The 19,381-nt window shown below is 61.7% G+C and carries 16 protein-coding genes; 6 read left to right on the plus strand and 10 right to left on the minus strand.

The annotated features are described in order from the left end of the window. Window positions 1-74: 74 nt before the first annotated feature. Window positions 75-1,043, minus strand: coding sequence for a LysR family transcriptional regulator (locus tag HBR94_RS02230; protein ID WP_057958518.1), 969 nt, complete (start codon window positions 1,041-1,043; stop codon window positions 75-77). Between the two features lie 181 nt (window positions 1,044-1,224). Here HBR94_RS02230 and HBR94_RS02235 point away from each other — a divergent pair, with 181 nt between their 5' ends. Genes HBR94_RS02235 through HBR94_RS02250 form a run of 4 tightly spaced genes read left to right on the plus strand, consistent with a single transcriptional unit; the run spans window position 1,225 to window position 5,992 of the window. Continuing rightward, window positions 1,225-2,736, plus strand: coding sequence for an efflux transporter outer membrane subunit (locus tag HBR94_RS02235; RefSeq protein ID WP_170044074.1), 1,512 nt, complete (start codon window positions 1,225-1,227; stop codon window positions 2,734-2,736). A gap of 11 nt (window positions 2,737-2,747) precedes the next feature. Then, window positions 2,748-4,931, plus strand: a complete 2,184-nt coding sequence (locus tag HBR94_RS02240) for an FUSC family protein (RefSeq protein ID WP_170044075.1) — start codon at window positions 2,748-2,750, stop codon at window positions 4,929-4,931. Beyond that, the gene (locus HBR94_RS02245) at window positions 4,921-5,121 is read left to right on the plus strand and encodes a DUF1656 domain-containing protein (protein WP_057438206.1); all 201 of its coding nucleotides are present in this window, start codon (window positions 4,921-4,923) and stop codon (window positions 5,119-5,121) included. Before HBR94_RS02240 ends, HBR94_RS02245 begins: the two co-directional genes overlap by 11 nt. Window positions 5,122-5,131: 10 nt before the next feature. Next, window positions 5,132-5,992, plus strand: a complete 861-nt coding sequence (locus HBR94_RS02250; protein ID WP_057438208.1) for an HlyD family secretion protein — start codon at window positions 5,132-5,134, stop codon at window positions 5,990-5,992. A 46-nt stretch (window positions 5,993-6,038) separates the two neighbouring features. On the opposite strand, the gene HBR94_RS02255 is transcribed toward HBR94_RS02250, so the two are convergent. Together HBR94_RS02255 and HBR94_RS02260 are read right to left on the minus strand one after the other, a co-directional pair. Beyond that, the gene (locus HBR94_RS02255) at window positions 6,039-6,443 is read right to left on the minus strand and encodes a hypothetical protein (protein WP_057438390.1); all 405 of its coding nucleotides are present in this window, start codon (window positions 6,441-6,443) and stop codon (window positions 6,039-6,041) included. Continuing rightward, window positions 6,443-7,630: an MFS transporter gene (locus HBR94_RS02260; protein ID WP_169959736.1), complete on the minus strand. Its 1,188-nt coding sequence runs from the start codon at window positions 7,628-7,630 to the stop codon at window positions 6,443-6,445. The genes HBR94_RS02255 and HBR94_RS02260 overlap by 1 nt, the downstream gene beginning before the upstream one ends. Before the next feature lie 111 nt (window positions 7,631-7,741). On the opposite strand from HBR94_RS02260, the gene HBR94_RS02265 reads away from it, so the two are divergent. Then, window positions 7,742-8,596: a LysR family transcriptional regulator gene (locus tag HBR94_RS02265; RefSeq protein WP_170044076.1), complete on the plus strand. Its 855-nt coding sequence runs from the start codon at window positions 7,742-7,744 to the stop codon at window positions 8,594-8,596. 41 nt (window positions 8,597-8,637) lie between these two features. On the opposite strand, the gene HBR94_RS02270 is transcribed toward HBR94_RS02265, so the two are convergent. Both HBR94_RS02270 and HBR94_RS02275 read right to left on the minus strand, forming a co-directional pair. Further along, complete coding sequence (locus tag HBR94_RS02270; protein ID WP_057438210.1) at window positions 8,638-9,450, minus strand: SDR family oxidoreductase; 813 nt, start codon at window positions 9,448-9,450, stop codon at window positions 8,638-8,640. Window positions 9,451-9,470: 20 nt separating this feature from the next. Beyond that, window positions 9,471-9,935, minus strand: coding sequence for a hypothetical protein (locus HBR94_RS02275; RefSeq protein ID WP_057438212.1), 465 nt, complete (start codon window positions 9,933-9,935; stop codon window positions 9,471-9,473). A 203-nt stretch (window positions 9,936-10,138) separates the two neighbouring features. Between HBR94_RS02275 and HBR94_RS02280 the strand changes: the two genes are divergently transcribed. Further along, the gene (locus HBR94_RS02280; RefSeq protein ID WP_170044077.1) at window positions 10,139-12,919 is read left to right on the plus strand and encodes a DUF6543 domain-containing protein; all 2,781 of its coding nucleotides are present in this window, start codon (window positions 10,139-10,141) and stop codon (window positions 12,917-12,919) included. A gap of 126 nt (window positions 12,920-13,045) precedes the next feature. On the opposite strand, the gene HBR94_RS02285 is transcribed toward HBR94_RS02280, so the two are convergent. From HBR94_RS02285 to HBR94_RS02305, 5 genes are all read right to left on the minus strand, one after another. Next, window positions 13,046-14,497: a mannose-1-phosphate guanylyltransferase/mannose-6-phosphate isomerase gene (locus HBR94_RS02285; protein WP_057438216.1), complete on the minus strand. Its 1,452-nt coding sequence runs from the start codon at window positions 14,495-14,497 to the stop codon at window positions 13,046-13,048. Window positions 14,498-14,644: 147 nt separating this feature from the next. Next, window positions 14,645-15,298 carry an alginate O-acetyltransferase AlgF gene (locus tag HBR94_RS02290; RefSeq protein ID WP_057438217.1) on the minus strand — a complete coding sequence of 218 codons (654 nt, stop codon included), beginning with the start codon at window positions 15,296-15,298 and terminating at the stop codon, window positions 14,645-14,647. A gap of 16 nt (window positions 15,299-15,314) precedes the next feature. Further along, entirely contained in the window at window positions 15,315-16,505 is a 1,191-nt protein-coding gene (locus tag HBR94_RS02295; RefSeq protein WP_057958524.1) for an alginate O-acetyltransferase, read from the minus strand. An 11-nt stretch (window positions 16,506-16,516) separates the two neighbouring features. Then, window positions 16,517-18,049: an MBOAT family protein gene (locus tag HBR94_RS02300; RefSeq protein ID WP_057438220.1), complete on the minus strand. Its 1,533-nt coding sequence runs from the start codon at window positions 18,047-18,049 to the stop codon at window positions 16,517-16,519. Window positions 18,050-18,263: 214 nt separating this feature from the next. Beyond that, window positions 18,264-19,373, minus strand: a complete 1,110-nt coding sequence (locus HBR94_RS02305) for a mannuronate-specific alginate lyase (protein ID WP_170044078.1) — start codon at window positions 19,371-19,373, stop codon at window positions 18,264-18,266. Between the last annotated feature and the right edge of the window lie 8 nt (window positions 19,374-19,381).

Below are 19,381 nucleotides of genomic sequence, written 5' to 3' on the forward strand. Positions count from 1 at the left end.
ATGTCAGGACACCGCTAGACCTCTGTGGGCACAGGGCAAAATGTGGGCGCTGGCTTGCCTGCGATGACGGCAGGTCAGCTACCCAGCCGCACCCCACCCAAACTGCCACTCAGTTCATACGCAACCAGTTCCGCCTGGTGCGCCGCGAGGATCTCCGGCAGCGAGCCGCGCAGGTATTCCACCCAGGTCTTGATCTTCGCATCCAGGTACTGGCGCGACGGGTAGATGGCGTACAGGTTCAGTTCCTGAGAGCGGTAATTCGGCATCATCCGTACCAGGGTGCCGTTACGCAGGCCTTCGATGGCCGCGTACACCGGCAGCAGGCCGACGCCCATGCCGCTGATGATCGCGGTCTTCATCGCGTCGGCGGAGTTCACCAGGAACGGCGAGCTGTTGATGCTCACGCTTTCCTGGCCGTCCGGGCCGTTGAAGGCCCATTTGTCCAACTGGATCACCGGGCTGACCAGGCGCAGGCAGGCATGGTTGAGCAGGTCACTGGGCCGCTGCGCGCAGCCGTTGGCTTTGACGTAGGCCGGCGAGGCACAGACGATGCTGTAGGTGATCCCCAGGCGTTGGGAGACAAACCCCGAGTCCGGCAGCTCGCTGGCGAGCACGATGGACACGTCGTAGCCCTCGTCCAGCAGGTCGGGCACGCGGTTGGCCAGGGTCAGGTCGAAGGTCACGTCGGGGTGGGTGCGGCGGTAGCGGGCAATCGCGTCGATCACGAAATGCTGGCCGATGCCGGTCATGGTGTGCACTTTGAGCTGCCCGGCGGGGCGTGCATGGGCGTCGCTGGCTTCGGCCTCGGCCTCCTCGACATAGGCGAGAATTTGCTCACAGCGCAATAAATAGCGCTTGCCGGCTTCGGTCAGGGCGATGCGGCGGGTGGTGCGGTTGAGCAAGCGGGTTTGCAGATGGGCCTCCAGATTGGAGACCGCGCGCGAGACGTTGGCCGTGGTGGTGTCCAGTTGTACGGCGGCGGCGGTGAAGCTGCCGGCCTCGGCGACACAACTGAAGGCGCGCATGTTTTGCAAAGTGTCCATGGGGTGCTCTCAAGGGAGATGGCAAATTGTGACACGAAGTTACGGGGGCGAGTGAGCCCGACCAATGGATTATCGCCTGAACGGTAATAAAGATTCACAGGAATCCCACCTTATCGCCATTCCCCGTGCCCCCTAGAATTGCCGCACCGTCCCCGCAACACCACCTCAGGAATTCGCAGCAGTGCCGCGTCGCATCAGCAGAGAGCTGAAGACTCTCAGTGTTTGGGCTTTATCGTTAGCAATCAGCGGCTGCATCGGAACCGGAGGAATTGCCCCCCAAGGCAAGCACCTCGCCGCCAATACCCTGGCCACCGACGACGCGATACAGAGCGCCGCCCGGGATGCCCACTGGCCGACCAGCCAGTGGTGGCAGGCCTATGGCGACCCGCAACTCAATCGGTGGATCGACCTCGCCGTACAAGGCAGCCCGAGCATGGCCGAAGCCGCCGCCCGGGTGCGTGAAGCGCGGGCCATGGCCGGGTTGGCCGAGTCGGCCGAGGCCGTGCAGATCAACGGGGATGCCACCCTCAAGCGCCACAACTGGCCCAGCGATCAGTTCTACGGCCCCGGCAAGCTGGACAATTCCACCACCTGGGACAACAACGCTGCCCTGGGCCTGAGCTACGCCCTCGACCTGTGGGGCCGCGAGCGCAATGCCAGCGAGCGCGCCGTCGACCTGGCGCATAGGCGTGTCGCCCAGGCACGCCAGGCCCAGTTGGAATTGCAGAACAATGTGGTGCGCGCCTATATCCAGCTGTCGCTGCATTACGCCCAGCGCGATATCGTCGCCGCCACCCTGGCCCAGCAACAGCAGATCCTCGACCTGGCGCAAAAGCGCCTGGATGGCGGGATCGGCACGCACTTTGAAGTCAGCCAGGCCCAGACGCCGTTGCCGGAAACCCATCGGCAGCTGGACGCCCTCGACGAAGAGATCGCCCTGACCCGCAACCAGCTGGCGGCTTTGGCCGGCAAGGGGCCGGGGGAGGGTGCAACCTTGCAGCGGCCGACCCTGGCCCTCGGTGCGCCGCTGAAATTGCCCTCGGCACTGCCCGCGCAATTGCTCGGCCAGCGCCCGGACGTGGTCGCCAGCCGCTGGCAAGTCGCGGCCCAGGCCCGGGGGATTGACGTGGCCCACGCCGGTTTCTACCCCAACGTCGACCTGGTGGGCAGCCTCGGCTACGTCGCCACCGGCGGCGGCATGCTGGAGTTCCTCACCGGCAAGAAACTCAACTACAGCGTCGGCCCGGCGATCACCCTGCCGATCTTCGACGGTGGCCGCCTGCGTGCGCAATTGGGCGAGGCCAGCGCCGGCTACGACATTGCCGTGGCCCGCTACAACCAGACCCTGGTCAATGCACTCAAGGGCATCAGCGACCAACTGATCCGCCGCGAATCCATGGCCAAGCAGCAAACCTTCGCCGCCGAATCGGTGGCCTCGGCGCAGAAAACCTATGACCTCGCGATGATCGCCTATCAGCGCGGGCTGACCGATTACCTCAATGTACTCAATGCCCAGACCCTGCTGTTTCGCCAGCAGCAGGTCGAGCAACAGGTCCAGGCCGCGCGCTTGAGCGCCCATGCCGAACTGGTGACAGCCCTGGGCGGTGGCCTGGGTGCTGGCAGCGATGCACCGGCACCCGATAAGACACTCCCGAGCAAGACCCCGGCGGCTTTGGCCGTGTTCGATCACTGATCAGGTTCCCCATGACTCCCTTGCCTGCACCGCTGCGTTGGCTGCATTCCCTGGAATGGCGCCGTGGCTTTTTCGACTGGGCGCGCAGTGATGGCGTGACCTGGGTGTATATCTTCAAAGTACTGATCGCCGCGTTTCTCACCCTGTGGCTGGCCATGCGCCTGGAACTGCCGCAACCGCGTACCGCGATGATCACCGTGTTTATCGTGATGCAACCGCAAAGCGGCCAGGTGTTTGCCAAGAGCTTCTACCGCTTCCTCGGCACCCTGGCGGGGTCGGCGGTGATGGTGTTGTTGATCGCCTTGTTTGCGCAAAACACCGAGCTGTTTCTTGGCGCGCTGGCGATCTGGGTCGGCGTGTGCACGGCCGGTGCCACCCGTAACCGTAACTTTCGCGCCTATGGTTTTGTGCTGGCCGGGTATACGGCGGCGATGGTCGGCCTGCCGGCGCTCGCCCACCCGGACGGCGCCTTTATGGCGGCGGTCTGGCGGGTGCTGGAAATCTCCCTGGGGATTTTGTGTGCGACCCTGGTCAGTGCCGCGATCCTGCCGCAAACCAGCAGTGCGGCCATGCGCAACGCCTTGTACCAGCGTTTCGGCACCTTCGCGCTGTTCGTCACCGATGGCCTGCGCGGGCGCAGCCAGCGTGAAGGTTTTGAAAGCAGCAACGTGCGCTTTATCGCCGAAGCCGTGGGCCTGGAAGGGCTGCGCAGCGTCACCGTATTCGAAGACCCCCATATGCGCCGGCGCAATGGTCGCTTGAGTCGCTTGAACAGTGAGTTCATGGGCATCACCACGCGCTTCAACGCCCTGCACCAGTTGCTCGAGCGCCTGCGCAGCGATGCCGCCGACCATGTGGTGGTCGCGATCAAGCCCGGCCTGCAGGATTTGGCCGAACTGCTCGATGGTTTCAGTGGGCGCGCCCTGACCAGCCCCGATGCTGCGCGCCTGGTGAGCCAACTGACGGCCTACAAGGAGAGCCTGCCGGCCAAGGTCCGCAGCCTGCGGGCGATGTTCCAGGAGAGCAGCCCGAGCGATGCCGAGCAGTTGGATTTCCACACTGCCTATGAGCTGCTGTACCGCTTTGTCGATGACCTGCACAACTATGCGCAGACCCATGCTTCCCTGGCCGAGCACAGCCACGCACGGGAGCACTGGGACGAGTCCTACACGCCGAAAACCAACTGGCTGGCCTGTGCCGCGTCGGGAATTCGCGCGTCATTCATTCTGCTGGTGCTGGGCAGCTACTGGGTGGCCACCGCCTGGCCCAGCGGCGCGACCATGACCCTGATCGCGGCAGCCACCGTGGGCCTGTCGGCCGCCACGCCGAACCCCAAGCGCATGGCTTTTCAAATGGCCTGCGGGACGCTGATCGGCGCCGTGGTGGGCTTTGTCGAAATGTTCTTCGTGTTTCCCTGGATCGACGGCTTTCCCTTGCTCTGCGTGATGCTCGCCCCGGTGATCGTGCTCGGCGCGTTCCTCTCGTCGCGCCCGCAATACGCCGGGGTCGGCCTGGGCCTGCTGATCTTTTTCAGTACCGGTTCGGTGCCGGACAACTTGACGATCTACAACCCCTACACCTTTATCAACGACTACATCGCCATGATCATCGGCATGCTGGTGTGCGCCGCGGCGGGGGCGATTATCCTGCCGCCCAACAGCCCATGGCTGTGGCGCCGCCTGGAGCGCGACCTGCGTGAGCAAGTGGTGTATGCCATCAGCGGCAAGCTCAAGGGCCTGGCCTCGGGTTTTGAAAGCCGCACCCGCGACCTGCTGCACCAGGCCTATGGCCTGGCTGCCGGCCAGCCACAGGTGCAACGCAACCTGTTGCGCTGGATGTTTGTGGTGCTTGAAGTCGGTCACGCGATCATTGAGTTGCGCAAGGAACAGGCGATCCTGCCGGTGCACCCGGCGTACGCTCAATCCCAGCCCTGGCGCCAGGCCATCCGGGTCATGGGGCGTTCGCTGGTGCGGCTGTTTTTGCAACCGAGCCAGAGCAACCTGGAGCGCGCCCTGGTGGCGGTCGATCACGCCATCAGCCGCGTGCAGGCCACCGATGAACCCTTCGCCCCGCACTTCGACACCTCGGCCCTGCGCCGGGTGAAAAGCTACCTGCACTTTATCCGCACCTCCCTGCTGGACCCGCAATCGCCCCTGGCTGCCTTCAAGCCTTCCGGAGTCGCCCATGCCTCGTGAAATCGCGTTCCACGGCATCTACATGCCGACCATGACCCTGATGTTTTTTATCGCCGCCGCACTGGCCTGGGCCCTGGATCGCTTCCTGGCGGGCTTTGATTTGTACCGTTTTTTCTGGCACCCGGCGCTGCTGCGCCTGAGCCTGTTCACCTGTCTTTTCGGCGCCATGGCGCTGACTGTCTACCGTTGAGAATGCCCCGATGAAAAAGTTTTTCAGCCTGCTCGCAACCCTGCTGGTTCTGGCCCTGGCGATCTGGATTGGCCGCACCTTGTGGGTCCATTACATGCAGACCCCATGGACTCGCGATGGCCGGGTGCGCGCCGACATCATCAACGTGGCCGCCGACGTCACCGGCGAAGTGGTGGATGTGCCGGTGCGTGACAACCAGTTGGTGAAAAAGGGCGACCTGCTGATGCAGATCGACCCCGAGCACTACCGCATCGCGGTCAAGCAGGCGCAATCTTTGGTCGCCTCACGCAAAGCCACCTGGGAGATGCGCAAGGTCAACGCCCACCGCCGCGCCGACCTCGACGCCCTGGTGATCTCCAAAGAGAACCGCGACGACGCCAGCAACATCGCCGACTCGGCCCTGGCCGACTACCAACATGCCCTGGCGCAACTGGAGGCCGCCGAACTGAACTTGAAACGCACGCAAGTCGTGTCAGCGGTCGACGGCTATGTCACCAACCTCAACGTGCATCGCGGCGACTATGCGCGCATTGGCGAAGCCAAGATGGCCGTAGTCGATATGAACTCGTTCTGGGTCTACGGCTTCTTCGAAGAAACCAAGCTGCCCCATGTGAAAGTCGGTGATAAAGCCGATATGCAACTGATGAGCGGCGAGACCCTCAAGGGCCATGTGGAAAGCATCTCCCGCGGCATCTACGACCGCGACAACCCCGAGAGCCGCGAACTGATCGCCGACGTGAACCCGACCTTCAACTGGGTACGCCTGGCCCAACGGGTACCGGTGCGGATTCATATTGATGAAGTGCCGGAGGGGGTGTTGCTGGCGGCGGGGATTACTTGCACGGTGATCGTCAACCAGGCACAAAATTAAACAGAGGGCATCAGGCACGTCGCCTGCCGGCTCCTGCAGGGGAGGGTTATTGGCCCTGGATATAGGTCTCATGCAGGTGCCGCCACAGCAGTGCGCCGCTGGCCTGTTTCTCGAACACCACGGTGGCCCGGCGATCCGTCTGGCTGGCGCTGTGATCAACCTGATGCTCACGGTAGGTCACCGTGGCACCCCGCGCATGGCGGTCGATGCCGGTCAGTTCACTCAAGGTGATTTTCAATCCGGGCCGCATGCCGCCCAGGCGAGTGAACAGGGCCTGGACCCCGGCGGCATTCACCCGTGCGCCGGTGGCGGGGGCGATCATGCTGAACTCGGGGGAGAAGCGCGCCAGCAGGTTCTGCAGGGTGCCTTCGGGGGCTGTGCCGGCAAACCATTGCTCGATCTCGATGTGGGTCTGGATCACTTCTTCAAAAAAGTCGCTGTAATCAATCATCATTGAGGCTCGCTGGCTGGGTGAAGCAGTGCGCGAACCCTGGAGGTATCCAGGCTCAGCACTGCGAAGAACGGCAGCAATGTCAGGGCTGCCGCGATCAAGAAAGTCATGGTGAAGGAATCCGAGGCCGATAGCACGGCGCTGAGTGCCGCTGCACCGAGGCAAAAGCTCACTTGCCGATTGATATTCCACAGCGCGCTGGCGTGGCCCATGCGTTCGGCAGGAATATCCAGAAAGGCCAGGGTCTGCGCGGTGCTGCTGCACAGGCTGCCACCCAGGCCCATCAGGGCATAGGCGCCCACCAGCAGGGCGGGCTGGGCAGCATTGAGCAGCAGGATGCCGGCGCATTGCAAGGCCATGCCGGCCAGCAGCAATGGCTTGGGCCCGCACCGGCTGAACAACTGCTTGCTCAGGTAGATGGCCAGGGCCGAGGCCAGTGCCCACGGCAGCATCAAGGCCCCGGTGCGTGTCGCGTCGTATCCAAGGCCTCGCAGGTAGAGGATGGCGACCAGGCTGGTGCCGATAAAGACGCCGGGGATAAACAGATACACCAGCATCGCCACTCGCAGCATCGGGTGGCGGATCTGCTTGAACAGACTCCCCAAGGCCAGTGCCGGTCGCGAGGTTGCGGGCACATCGGGTTTTATCCACAGCAGTGCCAGCAGCAGGGTCAGGAGGGCCAATGGCAGGTTGGCGTAGAAAATCCAGCGCCACGACACCGTGTCCACCAGCAAGCCGCCCAGCGCTGGGGAGAGTGCTGGCACCAGCAGCGCCACCGACATCACTCGGGCTGTCAGTTGGTGACGCTGCCCAGGGGCAAAGTGTCGGTACGCCAAGGCCTGGCCCACCGGTATCAGCAACCCGCCCCCCAAGCCTTGCAACAGCCGCCAGCCGATCAGGGCCTGAATCGACTCGGCCTGGCCCACCAGCACCGATGCCATGCCAAACAGCCCAAGGCTCGCGGCGATCAAGCGCCGCTCGCCCAACACTGCGGCGAGCCAGACGCTCAGCGGAATAATCAGGGTCAGGCCGAGCAGGTATGCGTTGCTGATCCACGCCAATTGCGTGACCGAAGCCTGCAGTTCATGGGCGATATCCGGGTAGGCGACGGTGGCGACAAACATGTTCACCAGGTCCAGGGCGAAGCCCAGTAAAAAGATCCAGGCGACTTTCGAGCGGTAGGTCATAGGGGCGATCCAGCGTTTGAGGCTGGCAGGGTAGGCCGGTTGCAGAGCTTGGGATACACGGGTTTGCCTGTTAGTTTGTCAAAAATATTTTGACAAAGGGGGGCTGTGGCCATGGTCAGTCTGGACCGATTCGACACTTTCAAAGCCGTGGTCGAGGCCGGCTCGCTGACGGCCGCCGCCGATCTGCTGGGCCAGACCCGCGCGGTGGTCAGCTTCAATCTCAAACGTCTGGAAGCCGAACTGGGCGTCACCCTGCTCACCCGCAGTACCCGCCAACTGGCGCTCACCGATGCCGGCGAACGTTTCTACCTGCGCTGTACACGCATGCTCGAAGAAGCACGGCTGGCAGTGGAAGAGGCCCGTTCTGAACACGCCCAGCTCAAAGGCACCCTGCGCATCACCACGACTGTTGAATATGCGTTGGCGGTGGTCGCGCCGGCTGTGGAAGGTTTTCGCCGTCTGCACCCGGACCTCAACATCCACTTATCCACATCCTCGACCCATGCCGACCTGATCTCCGAGCGGTTTGACGTGGCGATCCGGCTGGGGCGCATGGTGGACTCCAATCATCGTGCGGTGCAGTTATCCACCTATCAGGTATTGGCCGTCGCGGCGCCTGGTTTGGGTAGCGCCCATACGCTGGATGAACTAGAACGACTGCCCAAGCTGGGGCATGGCCGCCTGACTGAGTTGAGCGTGACCGACCCGGCAGGTGGCGAACATCAGTATCGCTCTGGCCCCAGTGCGCTGGTGGTCGACAGTGCCGCCGTGCTGCAAGCATTTGCCGTGCGCGGGCATGGCGTGGCGGTCCTGCCGCAGTGGCTGGTGCAGGAGGACCTGGACGCGGGGCGGCTGGTACGCCTGTTGCCGGATCATCGTTTCGCGCCTCAGGGGGTGTATGCGCTGTATCCGGACACGCGGCATTTACCGCTGAAGGTGCGGGCGTTTATTGACTTCATGAAATAGCGAAGACCCTGTGCAGAGGGCAAGCCCGCTCGCCACGGTGATCAAAGTGCTCCACCCAGCCCAAATCGCTTCTTCAACACCGTCTCCAACAGCCCCTTGGGCAGCAGCGCCGCCATCAACGGCAGCGCCCGGCTGCCATTCCCCGAACGCAGCAGGCGCGGTGGTTCACTCTGTTGCACGGCCTTGAGCACGTCCGCCGCAAAGGTGCTGGCCGGGGTCGGTTTGTCCTGGGAGGCCTGGGAGCGGGCACGGATGCTTTCGCGCAGTGGCCACCACGGCGATTGTTCATTGATCAGCAATTCGGCCTGGGTGCCGGCGTTCTTGGCAAAGTGGGTGTTGATCGCCCCCGGCTGCACTTCCATGACTCGCACGCCAAACGGTGCGAGTTCCATGCGCAACGCGTCGCTCAAGGCATGCACGGCGGCCTTGGAGGCGCAGTAGGCGCCGGCAAACGGCGTGACCAGCACTCCGGAAACGCTGCCGATATTCACCACCAGCCCTTTGCGCGCGCGCAGGGCGGGGAACAGCGCCTGGGTCACGCCGACGATCGCGAACACGTTGGTCTCGAACTGGCGCTGCAGGGCCTCGGTGCCACCATCGAGCAGCGGGCCCATGGCGCCGTAGCCGGCGTTGTTGATCAACACATCCAGCTCGCCCACCTGTCCGGCCAATTGCGCCAGGGCCGCGCCATCGTTGACGTCCAGTTGCACGGCCTTGAAACCGGCAGATGCGAGGGCCGCGACGTCTTCGGGACGGCGGGCGCTGGCCCATACGTCATAGCCGGCGACTTTGAAGGCATCGGCCAGGGCACGGCCGATGCCGCTGGAGCAACCGGTGATAAGCACGTTAGGCATGGGGCAATCCTTGGTAGTGGTTAGTCGGAGAAGCTGCCTTGCAGGTGTTCGGCGCGAAACTCCAGGGTTTGCGGGCGGTAGCCGGGGCGCAGGGGCGGCACCGGCAGACAGTCTTCCCAGGTGGCGCCGGCCTGCAGTTCGCCGGGGCCGCGATAACGCGGGGCAGCATAGACGTTGTCCGCCAGGTTCACCGTATCACCTGGTGCGTAGGCGGCGACGCGCCAGCGCAGTTCGGTCAGGGGGACGTCGTTGCCGTTGTTGAGCTTGAGCTGCAAGGGGCGGTCGGCGGGGCACTGATCGGGGGCATAGTGGATGCGCAGTTCCAGGCGCGCCAGTTGCGAGGCTTCGCGGTTGTCCAGCCAGACCACCCATATCGCCACGAAGCCCAAACCCACTGCTGCGGCGAGGGAAACCGGCAATGCCTTGGCCGGGTAGCGCAGGAGTAGGACCAGCCAGGTGATGATGAGCAGAACGCCGAAGAACATGGGGGCAGCCTCGTGGGTAGATGAACCATCGTACCGTTGACAGCATGCGGTTGCCTATCGGGTTGCGGTCACCCCCGAACGGACACTCCACGTAACCTTCGCGCTGGAATCAAGGGGGTTGTTCGCTTCACACACCTATATACAGCCACAGACTGACGGTCGTTGTTCTGTGAGCTTTTTTTATACGTGCCGAGAACAACGCCATGACCTTATCCGTACAAAATTTTGCTGTTCCAGCCTACCGCTCCTTCGCTTCTGACGATGAGAGCAGCCCAATGAAGTCCGCCTCCAATACCCAAGCCACCACCGTTGCCGGCAACAGTGCCCTGGACAACCGTAACGCGCTGATACTGACCCTGGCAGGCCTGGAGCAAGGCCTTGCAACGGGCCGTATATCCAATGAGCATATTCTTCCGGCCTTGCAAGCCGCCAAAATACAATTGGCTCCCGATGCGCAACACCCAGGCCCGACCATGGAAGTCAGCCTTGCGCAATACATCACCGCCAATGGCTGGAGCATTCCGCAAAACCGAGAGGGGCTCATCCAACTCAGGCAGACCGTGTCTGCCCTGGCACCGACAAGTCCCTCGAATGCCTACGCAGTCATTACCGAGCGAGCCGCCAAGGCCAATGTCGAAAAAACCAAATTCAAAAAGATTGTGTTGGACACGGCCGTCGCGTTTCCAGATGTGCGCAAAGAAGCCAAAAAGCGTGCAGAAGAAATTGTGTTCGGGTTGACCGGAATCCATGTAGACGCCGACAAGACTTATTTGAATCGGTTTAACAGTTCGCAATCAGGGCAAACCGCTACCGGTTGGGAACACATGAAGGAAGAACCCTCGTCATCCATCAGTTTGACTGACGCCGTGTTGAAGAACTTTTCCGAGTACGACGGGATTCCCGGCACTCTGGACTCGGAAGCGGGCTTGTATAAAGACGGCCCCGGACAAAGCGCCAAAGCAGGCTATGGCGCCCACAACGAAATCCCCCTGGCGCCTTCGGCCTTTATGAAGGCCCTTTGGAAATCCGATTTCCAGACGACCATGTCGGCAAAAATCGACAGCTTCTGGAAAGACCACGCCGATGGCTACCGCACAGTCCAGAAAGGCATATTCATCTATAGGGCAGGCGAGCAACTCAAGGCCCAGGAGGCGAAGTTACCGGCCGAACGAGCGCTGCAGCCGCCCGAGCATCAGCTCACCAGGAGTGACTATAAACGGCTGATGAAGGCGGTTACCGGTGCAGAAATAGCCGAAGACCAGCCCATGACCGTGGAGAAACTGCAGGCAACCTCCCCGGTAACCGGCGATGTCCAGGTTCATGCATTTGATATCAATGGCTTTCAGTCCAGTGATATTTTGCGTTTTACCCTGCCCGCAGAGGGGCTCCAGAAGGATGCCAGCGGGCGCCTGGACGGCGTGCAAATTCTCTATATTCCTGACGCCAAGCCGGCCTTTCTGAAATTCGCCTCACTGGAAAAAATGGATCAATGGGTCAGCGATCAAGGCAAGACGCCCCAGACGCGTAAAGCCCTGGAGTCGCACTTCTCGTTGGCTGATCGGCAGAACAGTGAGTCCGGTGGTTTTGGGACCGCATTCTTTAATGCAATCGTGCCGCTGGGTTCCCTGATCTCTGAGATACGGCCAAAAAACGGCGTCGATTCATCCCTGGAATACCTCAGTACGGATAGCGTCAGCAACCAGGAGGGCAACGTCATTGACCGCAGCAATATCGCGATCAAGGGCGATGTGTTCAGTCACATGGCGGACAGTGGCCAGCAGCGTATGAGGAACGACGCAGACACCGCGATCAAATCCAACAGCGAGGTCACCCGTGACACCTGGCTCAACGACATTTCGGTCGGCGCAGAACTGCTGGTCAAACTGGCCCCGCTGGCTGCTCCGGTCGCCGCCGCTGCCGTCATCACAAGTCTCACGGAAGTGGTATTGGGCACCGAAAAAGAGATTTCGGGCGACACCCAGGCTGAACGTCATGACGGGGCGTCGAAGTCATTCGATGGCATGATCAACACCTTGTTCTCCTCTGCCGGTCTCAGCTCAAATGCCGCGGACCCCTTTGCCCTGCCCAAAGAAGAACCGCTAGCCCCTGAACCCTCCGGGGAGTCCGCGTCCGAACCGGCGCCTGACTCTCCAGGCGTTGAAGCCGATGTGCCCAATCGCCTGCAACCGTCACAAACGGACAACATCAGCGCCTACGCCATTGCCGATGGCGAATCGTTACTGGCCAAGAGCACAGTCAATGCTAGAGGGATTTATCAGTACAAGAACGAGGCGGGGCTAGATCGTTGGTTTATCCTTTACACCGATCAGTCCGGTATCGCCAAGACGTATGAGATTAAAGGTGATTTCAAACTCAGTGACGGCTATGTCCAGATTATTGATCCCCAGACCGGTAAACCCGTACTGACCGTTGAAACAGGTGCCGATAACCAATGGCGCGCGAGCAAGATGCTCGGGGGCAATAGAAAAGGCAAGGGGGTCAACGCTGCCCGCGAGCAGCCTGCCGGGCAAGGCCCGCTGGCATCAAGCTCAGCAACCAATCAACCCTTGGCCAATCATCAGGATTGGCAGTCGATAGTGGATTCGGGCACTTACAACGGCAAGCCGGTTTACATTCACTACACCAGCAAGGCCGGCGCAGAAGCGATCGCTCGCGAGCGAAGCATCAATGATCTGGCGCGTGGTGAAAGGCGTGCGGGTTCAAAGGGCGGTGTGTACGTTAACCCCCCAGGCCAGCAATTTAACAGCGAGAACGTTGAGAACCTGTTGTTTTTAGGGAATGAACGCTATGTGGGCAGTGGCGACTATATGGTGATCTTCAGCTCTGACCAGGTGCCCACGGATTTAGGCCCGGTCACGGCCGGCAGCCAGTTCGTCGAGCTCAAGATGGCCAAAGAAATCAAGCTGACGCCGTCGAACTTTCTGTATTTGGGGCCGAACAATTTCAAGGACTATTTCGAGTGAAGGGAACAACGCTGTGTGGGTGATCGCTGCCAATCTGCAAAGTGGCCCGATCAGAAAAAGCCCCCGCCCAGCCCACTGCGGATAGGGGACGCAACGGGCTGGGCGAGGGCTTTTTGTTTTGCGGTGTTACTGGGCGATGGTTTTCACTGACACACCACGCTCGACGGGAGTCGAGCGCCCGTAGATGTCTTCAAACCGCTCGATATCGTCTTCGCCCAGGTAGCTGCCCGATTGCACTTCGATGATCTCCAACGGGATCTTGCCCGGGTTGCGCAGGCGGTGCACCGAGGCAATCGGGATGTAGGTGGACTGGTTCTCGCAGAGCAGGAACACATTCTCGTCGCACGTCACTTCGGCGGTGCCGCTGACCACGATCCAGTGTTCGGCGCGGTGGTGGTGCATCTGCAGCGACAGGCACGCGCCCGGCTTGACCGAGATGTGCTTGACCTGGAAACGCCCGCCCATGTCCACCGAGTCGTATGAGCCCCACGGACGGTAGACCTCGCAGTGGTTCTGGGTCTCGCTGCGCCCCTGTTCGTTCAGGGTGTTGACCATCTGCTTGACGCCCTGGACCTTGTCCTTGTGGGCAATCATCATCGCGTCCTTGGTTTCCACGACCACGATGTTTTCCAGGCCGATCACCGACACCAGCTTGCCGTTGCCGTGGATCATGCAGTTCTTGCTGTCCTGGATCACCACGTCGCCCTTGGTCACGTTGCCGTTGGCGTCTTTGTCATTGACCGCCCACAACGAGGCCCAGCAACCCACGTCGCTCCAGCCGGCACTCAGCGGCACCACGCAGGCGCGCTGGGTTTTTTCCATCACCGCGTAGTCGATGGAATTGTCCGGGCAGCAGGCGAAGGTGGCTTCGTCGAAGGTCACGGTGTCGGCGGTGTGTTCGCTACGTTCCAGGGTCAGCACGCAGGTGTCGTAGATGTCCGGATCGTGCTTTTTCAGCTCTTCAAGGAAGCGGCTGGCGCGGAACAGGAACATCCCACTGTTCCAGAAATAGCCGCCGCTTTTGACGAACTCGACGGCGCGTTTTTCATCCGGCTTCTCGACGAACTGCTGCACCCGGCTGACACCTTCGGGCAGCAGCGAATCGTTGGTGGACTTGATATAGCCGTAGCCGGTTTCCGGACGGGTGGCCGGTACACCGAACAGCACCATCTCGCCACGCTCGGCCGCCACGGTGGCCAGGGCCAGGGCGCGTTGCAGGGCTTTCTGGTCATCCAGCACATGGTCGGCCGGCAAGACCAGCATCAGTTCATCGCGGCCTTCATTGACCAGCATCATCGCGGTCAAGGCCACGGCCGGCGCGGTGTTGCGGCCAAACGGTTCCATCAGGATGCGCTGACTGTCGAGCTTGCGAGTGCTCAGTTGCTCATTGACGATAAAACGGTGGTCTTTGTTGCAGACGATGATCGGTGCGTCCATGCCTTCGAACACCAGGCGCTCGAGGGTTTGCTGGAACAGCGTGTGCTCGCCGGTCAGGGCCAGGAACTGTTTAGGAAACTGTTTACGGGAAAGCGGCCAAAGACGTGAGCCGCTACCACCGGAAAGGATTACTGGGATCATGTGTTTCTCCTTGAATCGATTTGGGTCAGAGCTACGAAGGTTTGTCGTTTCACTCTTGTTTTTGTCTCGGTCCTGAGTCGACACGCGGACGTTGTGGGTGCAGGCAAACCAGCTCCCACAAGGGGGCGTCTCAACTCAGGGAAATCATCAGCGGGTCGACACGGGGCGCTTGACCCACACTGGCGACAGGTTGCTGCCGGAGCCGGTGACATACAGCACCGCCGCCTCACCACGTTCCAGGGCCACCGGCTTCACATCGCCAACCTTCTTGTCGCCGTCGTACAGCGCCAGGCTGACCTTCACCGGGTTGATCTCGCGCTCGCCACGGCCCTTGGCGGCCACGGCCTTGACCACATCGGTCTTGCCGTCGGCGGTTTTCAGGGTCAGGGCCTTGTCGCTGAGGTTCTGCACGCGCACCAGGGATTTCTGCTTGTTCTTGAACGGCGGTTCTTCGATCAGTTGCGGCTGGCCGCTGGCGCTGTTGACCAGGGTGTAATAATGATCGGCGGCCAGTTTGACCGTGACGTTCTGGCTACCGACCTTGGCGCTGTAGTCACCGCCCGGCAGGAAGCTGAAGTCACTGCTGGCCAGCGGTGCCACATCGCTCAACGCCGTGTTGCCGACGCTGGCGCTGACTTCCTGGTTGCTGGCGTTGAACAGGCGCACGAAGCTCGAGCCTTTCGGTGCGACGGGGCCATAGAGGGCGGCGTCGCCTGCGAACGCGGACATGGATACGAAGCTCATGCCGGCGGCCAGGGCCAGAGTCTTGGCGAGACGACGCGGAGTAGTAGTGAAAGTCATGTGAGTTACCTCTCTTTCAGTTTTGCGCCCGGTCGGGCGTCTCGGATTTTTCGGTTTTAACTGGGGTGTTGCTTGCCATGTTCTGTTGGCGCGTACCGGCTTGTTTGAGCTGCGCGACCCACTCGGGGTCGGCCTCGCCGATTTCGTTGTTCACCGGCAGATAGCGTTCCGGAAACTCCCAGATCAGCACTTGCGGCGGGCTGTTCTTGAAGTCATCGCTTTTCAGGTAGCTGAGCATCGGCAGGATCGGGCCGTGGCCGTCTTCGGAGTAGTTCACCACTTCGCTGCCCAGGGCTTGCTTCAGGGCGCCGACGAAGTTCCAGTTGGGGTTGGCGCTGTAGCTGGTGCCCACCAGGGCCACCGGCATCTCGCTGTCGGCAAACAGCGCGTCGTCGCCTGCGGCCTGGGCCTGCACTGCGTGGGTCACGCGTTTTTGCAGGGGCTCCTTGGGCGGCATCAGGTTTTCGAACAATGGGTCCAGGGGCAGGAACAGGCGCAAGTCACCGCTGTGGGGGGCGATGCCCTCGGCGTCGGTGACAAAGCGCTGGGGCTCGCCGCTGAGCAGGGTCTTGGCGTTGATGGTCCTGGCCAGCTGCTTGGCGGCGACTTCGGCGCCATCCGGGGTCCAGTGGGTGTCGGTGCGCAGGAACACCTGCTGGCCGTGGAGCTTGGCCTGTTGCAGCGGGCCCAGCAGGTCGGGGGCGAGGATCTTGTCAGCGGCAACCCGCGCATGGAAGTCCTGATAAAGCCCGGCATGAATGCTCGCCGGTTGCACTTCACCCAGATGCTCCGGGTACAGGCGCACCTTGGCCGGGACAATCGCCATCACCAACTGCACGCCCTTGGCCTTGAGGGTCTGGCGCACGCCTTCGACCAGGGCGTAGTTGTCTTGCAGGTTCTGCTCTTCGTTGACGGCGGGGTTGAACTCCTCGTCGCTGTACAACCAGTGATCGCGACCCAGCACCACGCCGGGACGGCCTTCGTTGAACAGCTTGTAGTCCAGGGCGGCCCAGAGGTTGGTGCCCAGGCGCTTGATCGGGAACTCGTCGTCGTAATGGGTCTCGACGGCCTTGGCCCAGCGCCCGTTGAGCACGGTGGCTTCGGCGTTGGTATTGAAACCGAAGAAACTGCGCACCGACCACGCGCCCAGGGCCATAAGCAGGGCCATGAACAGCGCGGCGTAGAGGATGCGGAATGAACGGGTCATGGTCGGCTCCCTCAGAACTGGAAGTAAAGGAACGGCGAGAAGCTTTGCGCCGAGAGTTTCAGAATCGAAGCCACAAACAGCAGCAGGATCACCGCGCGCATGGCATAGCGGGGCCAGTCGGCGGTCCAGTAGGCCGGTTGCACGGCGGCGTTGCTGCCGACGCTGAAACCGGGCTCCTGGATGCTGCCGGGGGTGTCGCCAGGCACTGCCTTGATCAGGCTCGGATCAGCCGGCTTGGCCTTGTCGGCCGGGCGATTGTTGTAGAAGTCGCGCAGGCCGAAGAACGCCAGCGTGGCGTAGGCCACCACCATGGTTGCCACTTGCAGGCCCGTCAGGTTGGCGCGGTTGAGTTCCGACAGCGACCACTCGCCAAAGCTGAACATCGCGCCGTACATGCGCCCGGCGACGTGCAGGTTTTCGGCACGGAAGATCACCCAGCCCATCACCACCAGCAGGAAGGTGAAGGCCCAGCGCACCGGGTTGAAGCTGCGTGGCGAGGTGTTGAGGCCGATGGCTTTTTCAATCGCCAGCCACATGCCGTGCCAGGCGCCCCAGACGATGTAGGTGATGTTCGCGCCGTGCCACAGGCCACCGAGCAGCATGGTCAGGAACAGGTTGCGATAAGTGGTCAGCGTGCCTTTGCGGTTGCCGCCCAGGGTGATGTACAGGTAGTCACGCAGCCAGGTGGACAGGCTGATATGCCAGCGCCGCCAGAACTCGGTGATCGACTGGCTGATATACGGCTGCTTGAAGTTTTCCATAAAGCGGAAGCCCATCATCAAGCCCAGGCCGATCGCCATGTCGCTGTAGCCGGAGAAGTCGAAATACAGCTGCGCGGTATACGCCAGCGCGCCGAGCCAGGCGTCGCCGGTGGTTGGGTTTTGCAGGGCAAAGCAATGGTCGGCCACCACCGCCAGGGTGTCGGCGATAAACACCTTCTTGATAAAACCCTGCATGAACCGCGTGCAGCCCTCGGAGAATTTATCCAGGGTGTGGGTGCGGTTGTTGAACTGGTCGGCCAGGTCGCGAAAACGCAGCACCGGGCCGGCAATCAAGTGCGGGAAGATCGCCACGAACGCCGCAAAGTCGATGAGGTTACGGGTGGCCGGGGTGTCGCCGCGGTACACGTCGATGATGTAGCTGATGGACTCGAAGATGTAGAACGAGATCCCGATCGGCAACAGCACGTGGGTCAGGATAAACGGCTCCAGGCCCGCCGATTTCATCATCAGGTTGATGCTGTCGACGCCGAAGTTGGCGTACTTGAAGTAGCCGAGGATGCACAGGTCGACCGCCACGCCGAGCAGCAGCCAGCGCTGGGCCGGCTTGGTGCGCACGCCTGCGGCACCGACCTTGAGGCCGATCCAGTAGTTCCACAGGGTCACGGCGGCGAACAGCGCCAGGAAGTCCACTCGCCACCAGGCGTAGAACACATAACTGGCAATCAGCAGCAGCAGATTGCGATAGCGTTGCCCGCTCAAATAGTACAAGCCGAGAAAGATCGGCAAGAACAGAAACAGGAACACATTGGACGAGAAAACCATCCCGATCTCTCCATGTTTAACCAACAGTCAAGGGCCAACGGCCCCCCCAAACCCCCCACGAAAAACGGGGAGGGCTGTATTGCAATTTTCTTGAAGGAACCGGGTCAGTGTGGGAGCGGGCTTGCTCGCGATTGCGGTCTGACATTCAGCATTGATGTCGTCTGACACTGCGCTTTCGCGAGCAAGCCCGCTCCCACATTTGGACCGAGTACGGTCAGGAACCTTTGTTGCCTTTTTCATGCGCCGGGTCGTAGACCTTGGTCAGGTCGCCACCCAGGCGGAAGGTCTTGAACGGCTGCATCTCGTGCTTGCGCTCCAGTACCTCCGGGGCGCAGGTGTAGAGGGTGCAGAAGGGCTCCAGCCAGGCGAATTTCGAGTCCTGCTCCAGATCCTGCATGTCCTGCTCTTTGCCGTTCTTCTGCTCGAAGAGTTCCGGATCCTTGACCCCGGCCAGCACCTTGTCGCCCAGGCGCTTGAGCGCGCCGTTGTTTTCCGGGCGTACATCCACGCCGTTGACCAGGGCGAAACTGGCGATCATCGCCAGCGGTGGCAGCGCATAGTTGTGGTAGGCCAAGGCCCGTTGCTGGCGCTTGAGTTCGTTGGGCAGGTAGCCCTGGGCGTCGACCTGATTGGCGCCGACCTTGTATTCCTTCACCGCCCAATCGAACAGGTCGCGACGGTTGGTGGCGACGGATGTGGCCATCACCGACCAGGCGGCCCAGTACGAATGGTTGTTGGTTTTTTCCAGGGGCAGGTTGTCCCAGTCGCTGACCACTTGCTCGGCCAGTTTGTTGAACCAGGCTTCGATCAACTGCGATTCCTGTGGGTACCTGGCCAGCGGTTGCGACTCGGAGAACTTCAGGCGCACATAGGCCGACGCCATGCTGCCCAACGCCCATTTGCGCATCGACTTGCCGGTGTGGTTGAAGTCCTTGGACATCAACGCATCGGCCTTGGCCCAGCTCACCAGCCAGTTCAGCGTGCACTGCAATTGCTCCGGGCGACCGTCGCGCATGAACTGCATCACTCGCTTGCTGGTGTCTTTTTCCAGTTTGGTGATGTCGGCGGTGCTGTCGCGAAAGGCTTTTTCCGACTGCACATTCAGGGTCGAGCGGGCTTTGTCGGAGCCTTCGTATTTGCTGCGAAACTGCAGCGAGCCGGTGTAGGGCGTCGGCATGGCGTCGCAGTCATTCTTGAAGTCGCCGGTCTTGAACGCTTCAATCGGCGCGAAGTAGCCCTGGGGCGGACGCAGCGGCGCGGCGGCGTTGGCGTGGCCGGCAAACATCGCCAGGCCGAGCAACGTTGGAATCAATAACTTCTGCATAGGTAACC

This window comes from Pseudomonas sp. WS 5412, from assembly GCF_012985615.1.
Lineage (GTDB): Bacteria > Pseudomonadota > Gammaproteobacteria > Pseudomonadales > Pseudomonadaceae > Aquipseudomonas > Aquipseudomonas shahriarae.

Excerpts from the sequence above, each read along its gene's own strand:
- HBR94_RS02230 (WP_057958518.1), bottom strand. The coding sequence starts at position 1,043 with ATGGACACTTTGCAAAACATGCGCGCCTTCAGTTGTGTCGCCGAGGCC.
- HBR94_RS02240 (WP_170044075.1), top strand. The coding sequence starts at position 2,748 with ATGACTCCCTTGCCTGCACCGCTGCGTTGGCTGCATTCCCTGGAATGG.
- HBR94_RS02245 (WP_057438206.1), top strand. The coding sequence starts at position 4,921 with ATGCCTCGTGAAATCGCGTTCCACGGCATCTACATGCCGACCATGACC.
- HBR94_RS02250 (WP_057438208.1), top strand. The coding sequence starts at position 5,132 with ATGAAAAAGTTTTTCAGCCTGCTCGCAACCCTGCTGGTTCTGGCCCTG.
- HBR94_RS02255 (WP_057438390.1), bottom strand. The coding sequence starts at position 6,443 with ATGATTGATTACAGCGACTTTTTTGAAGAAGTGATCCAGACCCACATC.
- HBR94_RS02260 (WP_169959736.1), bottom strand. The coding sequence starts at position 7,630 with ATGACCTACCGCTCGAAAGTCGCCTGGATCTTTTTACTGGGCTTCGCC.
- HBR94_RS02265 (WP_170044076.1), top strand. The coding sequence starts at position 7,742 with ATGGTCAGTCTGGACCGATTCGACACTTTCAAAGCCGTGGTCGAGGCC.
- HBR94_RS02270 (WP_057438210.1), bottom strand. The coding sequence starts at position 9,450 with ATGCCTAACGTGCTTATCACCGGTTGCTCCAGCGGCATCGGCCGTGCC.
- HBR94_RS02275 (WP_057438212.1), bottom strand. The coding sequence starts at position 9,935 with ATGTTCTTCGGCGTTCTGCTCATCATCACCTGGCTGGTCCTACTCCTG.
- HBR94_RS02280 (WP_170044077.1), top strand. The coding sequence starts at position 10,139 with ATGACCTTATCCGTACAAAATTTTGCTGTTCCAGCCTACCGCTCCTTC.
- HBR94_RS02285 (WP_057438216.1), bottom strand. The coding sequence starts at position 14,497 with ATGATCCCAGTAATCCTTTCCGGTGGTAGCGGCTCACGTCTTTGGCCG.
- HBR94_RS02290 (WP_057438217.1), bottom strand. The coding sequence starts at position 15,298 with ATGACTTTCACTACTACTCCGCGTCGTCTCGCCAAGACTCTGGCCCTG.
- HBR94_RS02295 (WP_057958524.1), bottom strand. The coding sequence starts at position 16,505 with ATGACCCGTTCATTCCGCATCCTCTACGCCGCGCTGTTCATGGCCCTG.
- HBR94_RS02300 (WP_057438220.1), bottom strand. The coding sequence starts at position 18,049 with ATGGTTTTCTCGTCCAATGTGTTCCTGTTTCTGTTCTTGCCGATCTTT.
- HBR94_RS02305 (WP_170044078.1), bottom strand. The coding sequence starts at position 19,373 with ATGCAGAAGTTATTGATTCCAACGTTGCTCGGCCTGGCGATGTTTGCC.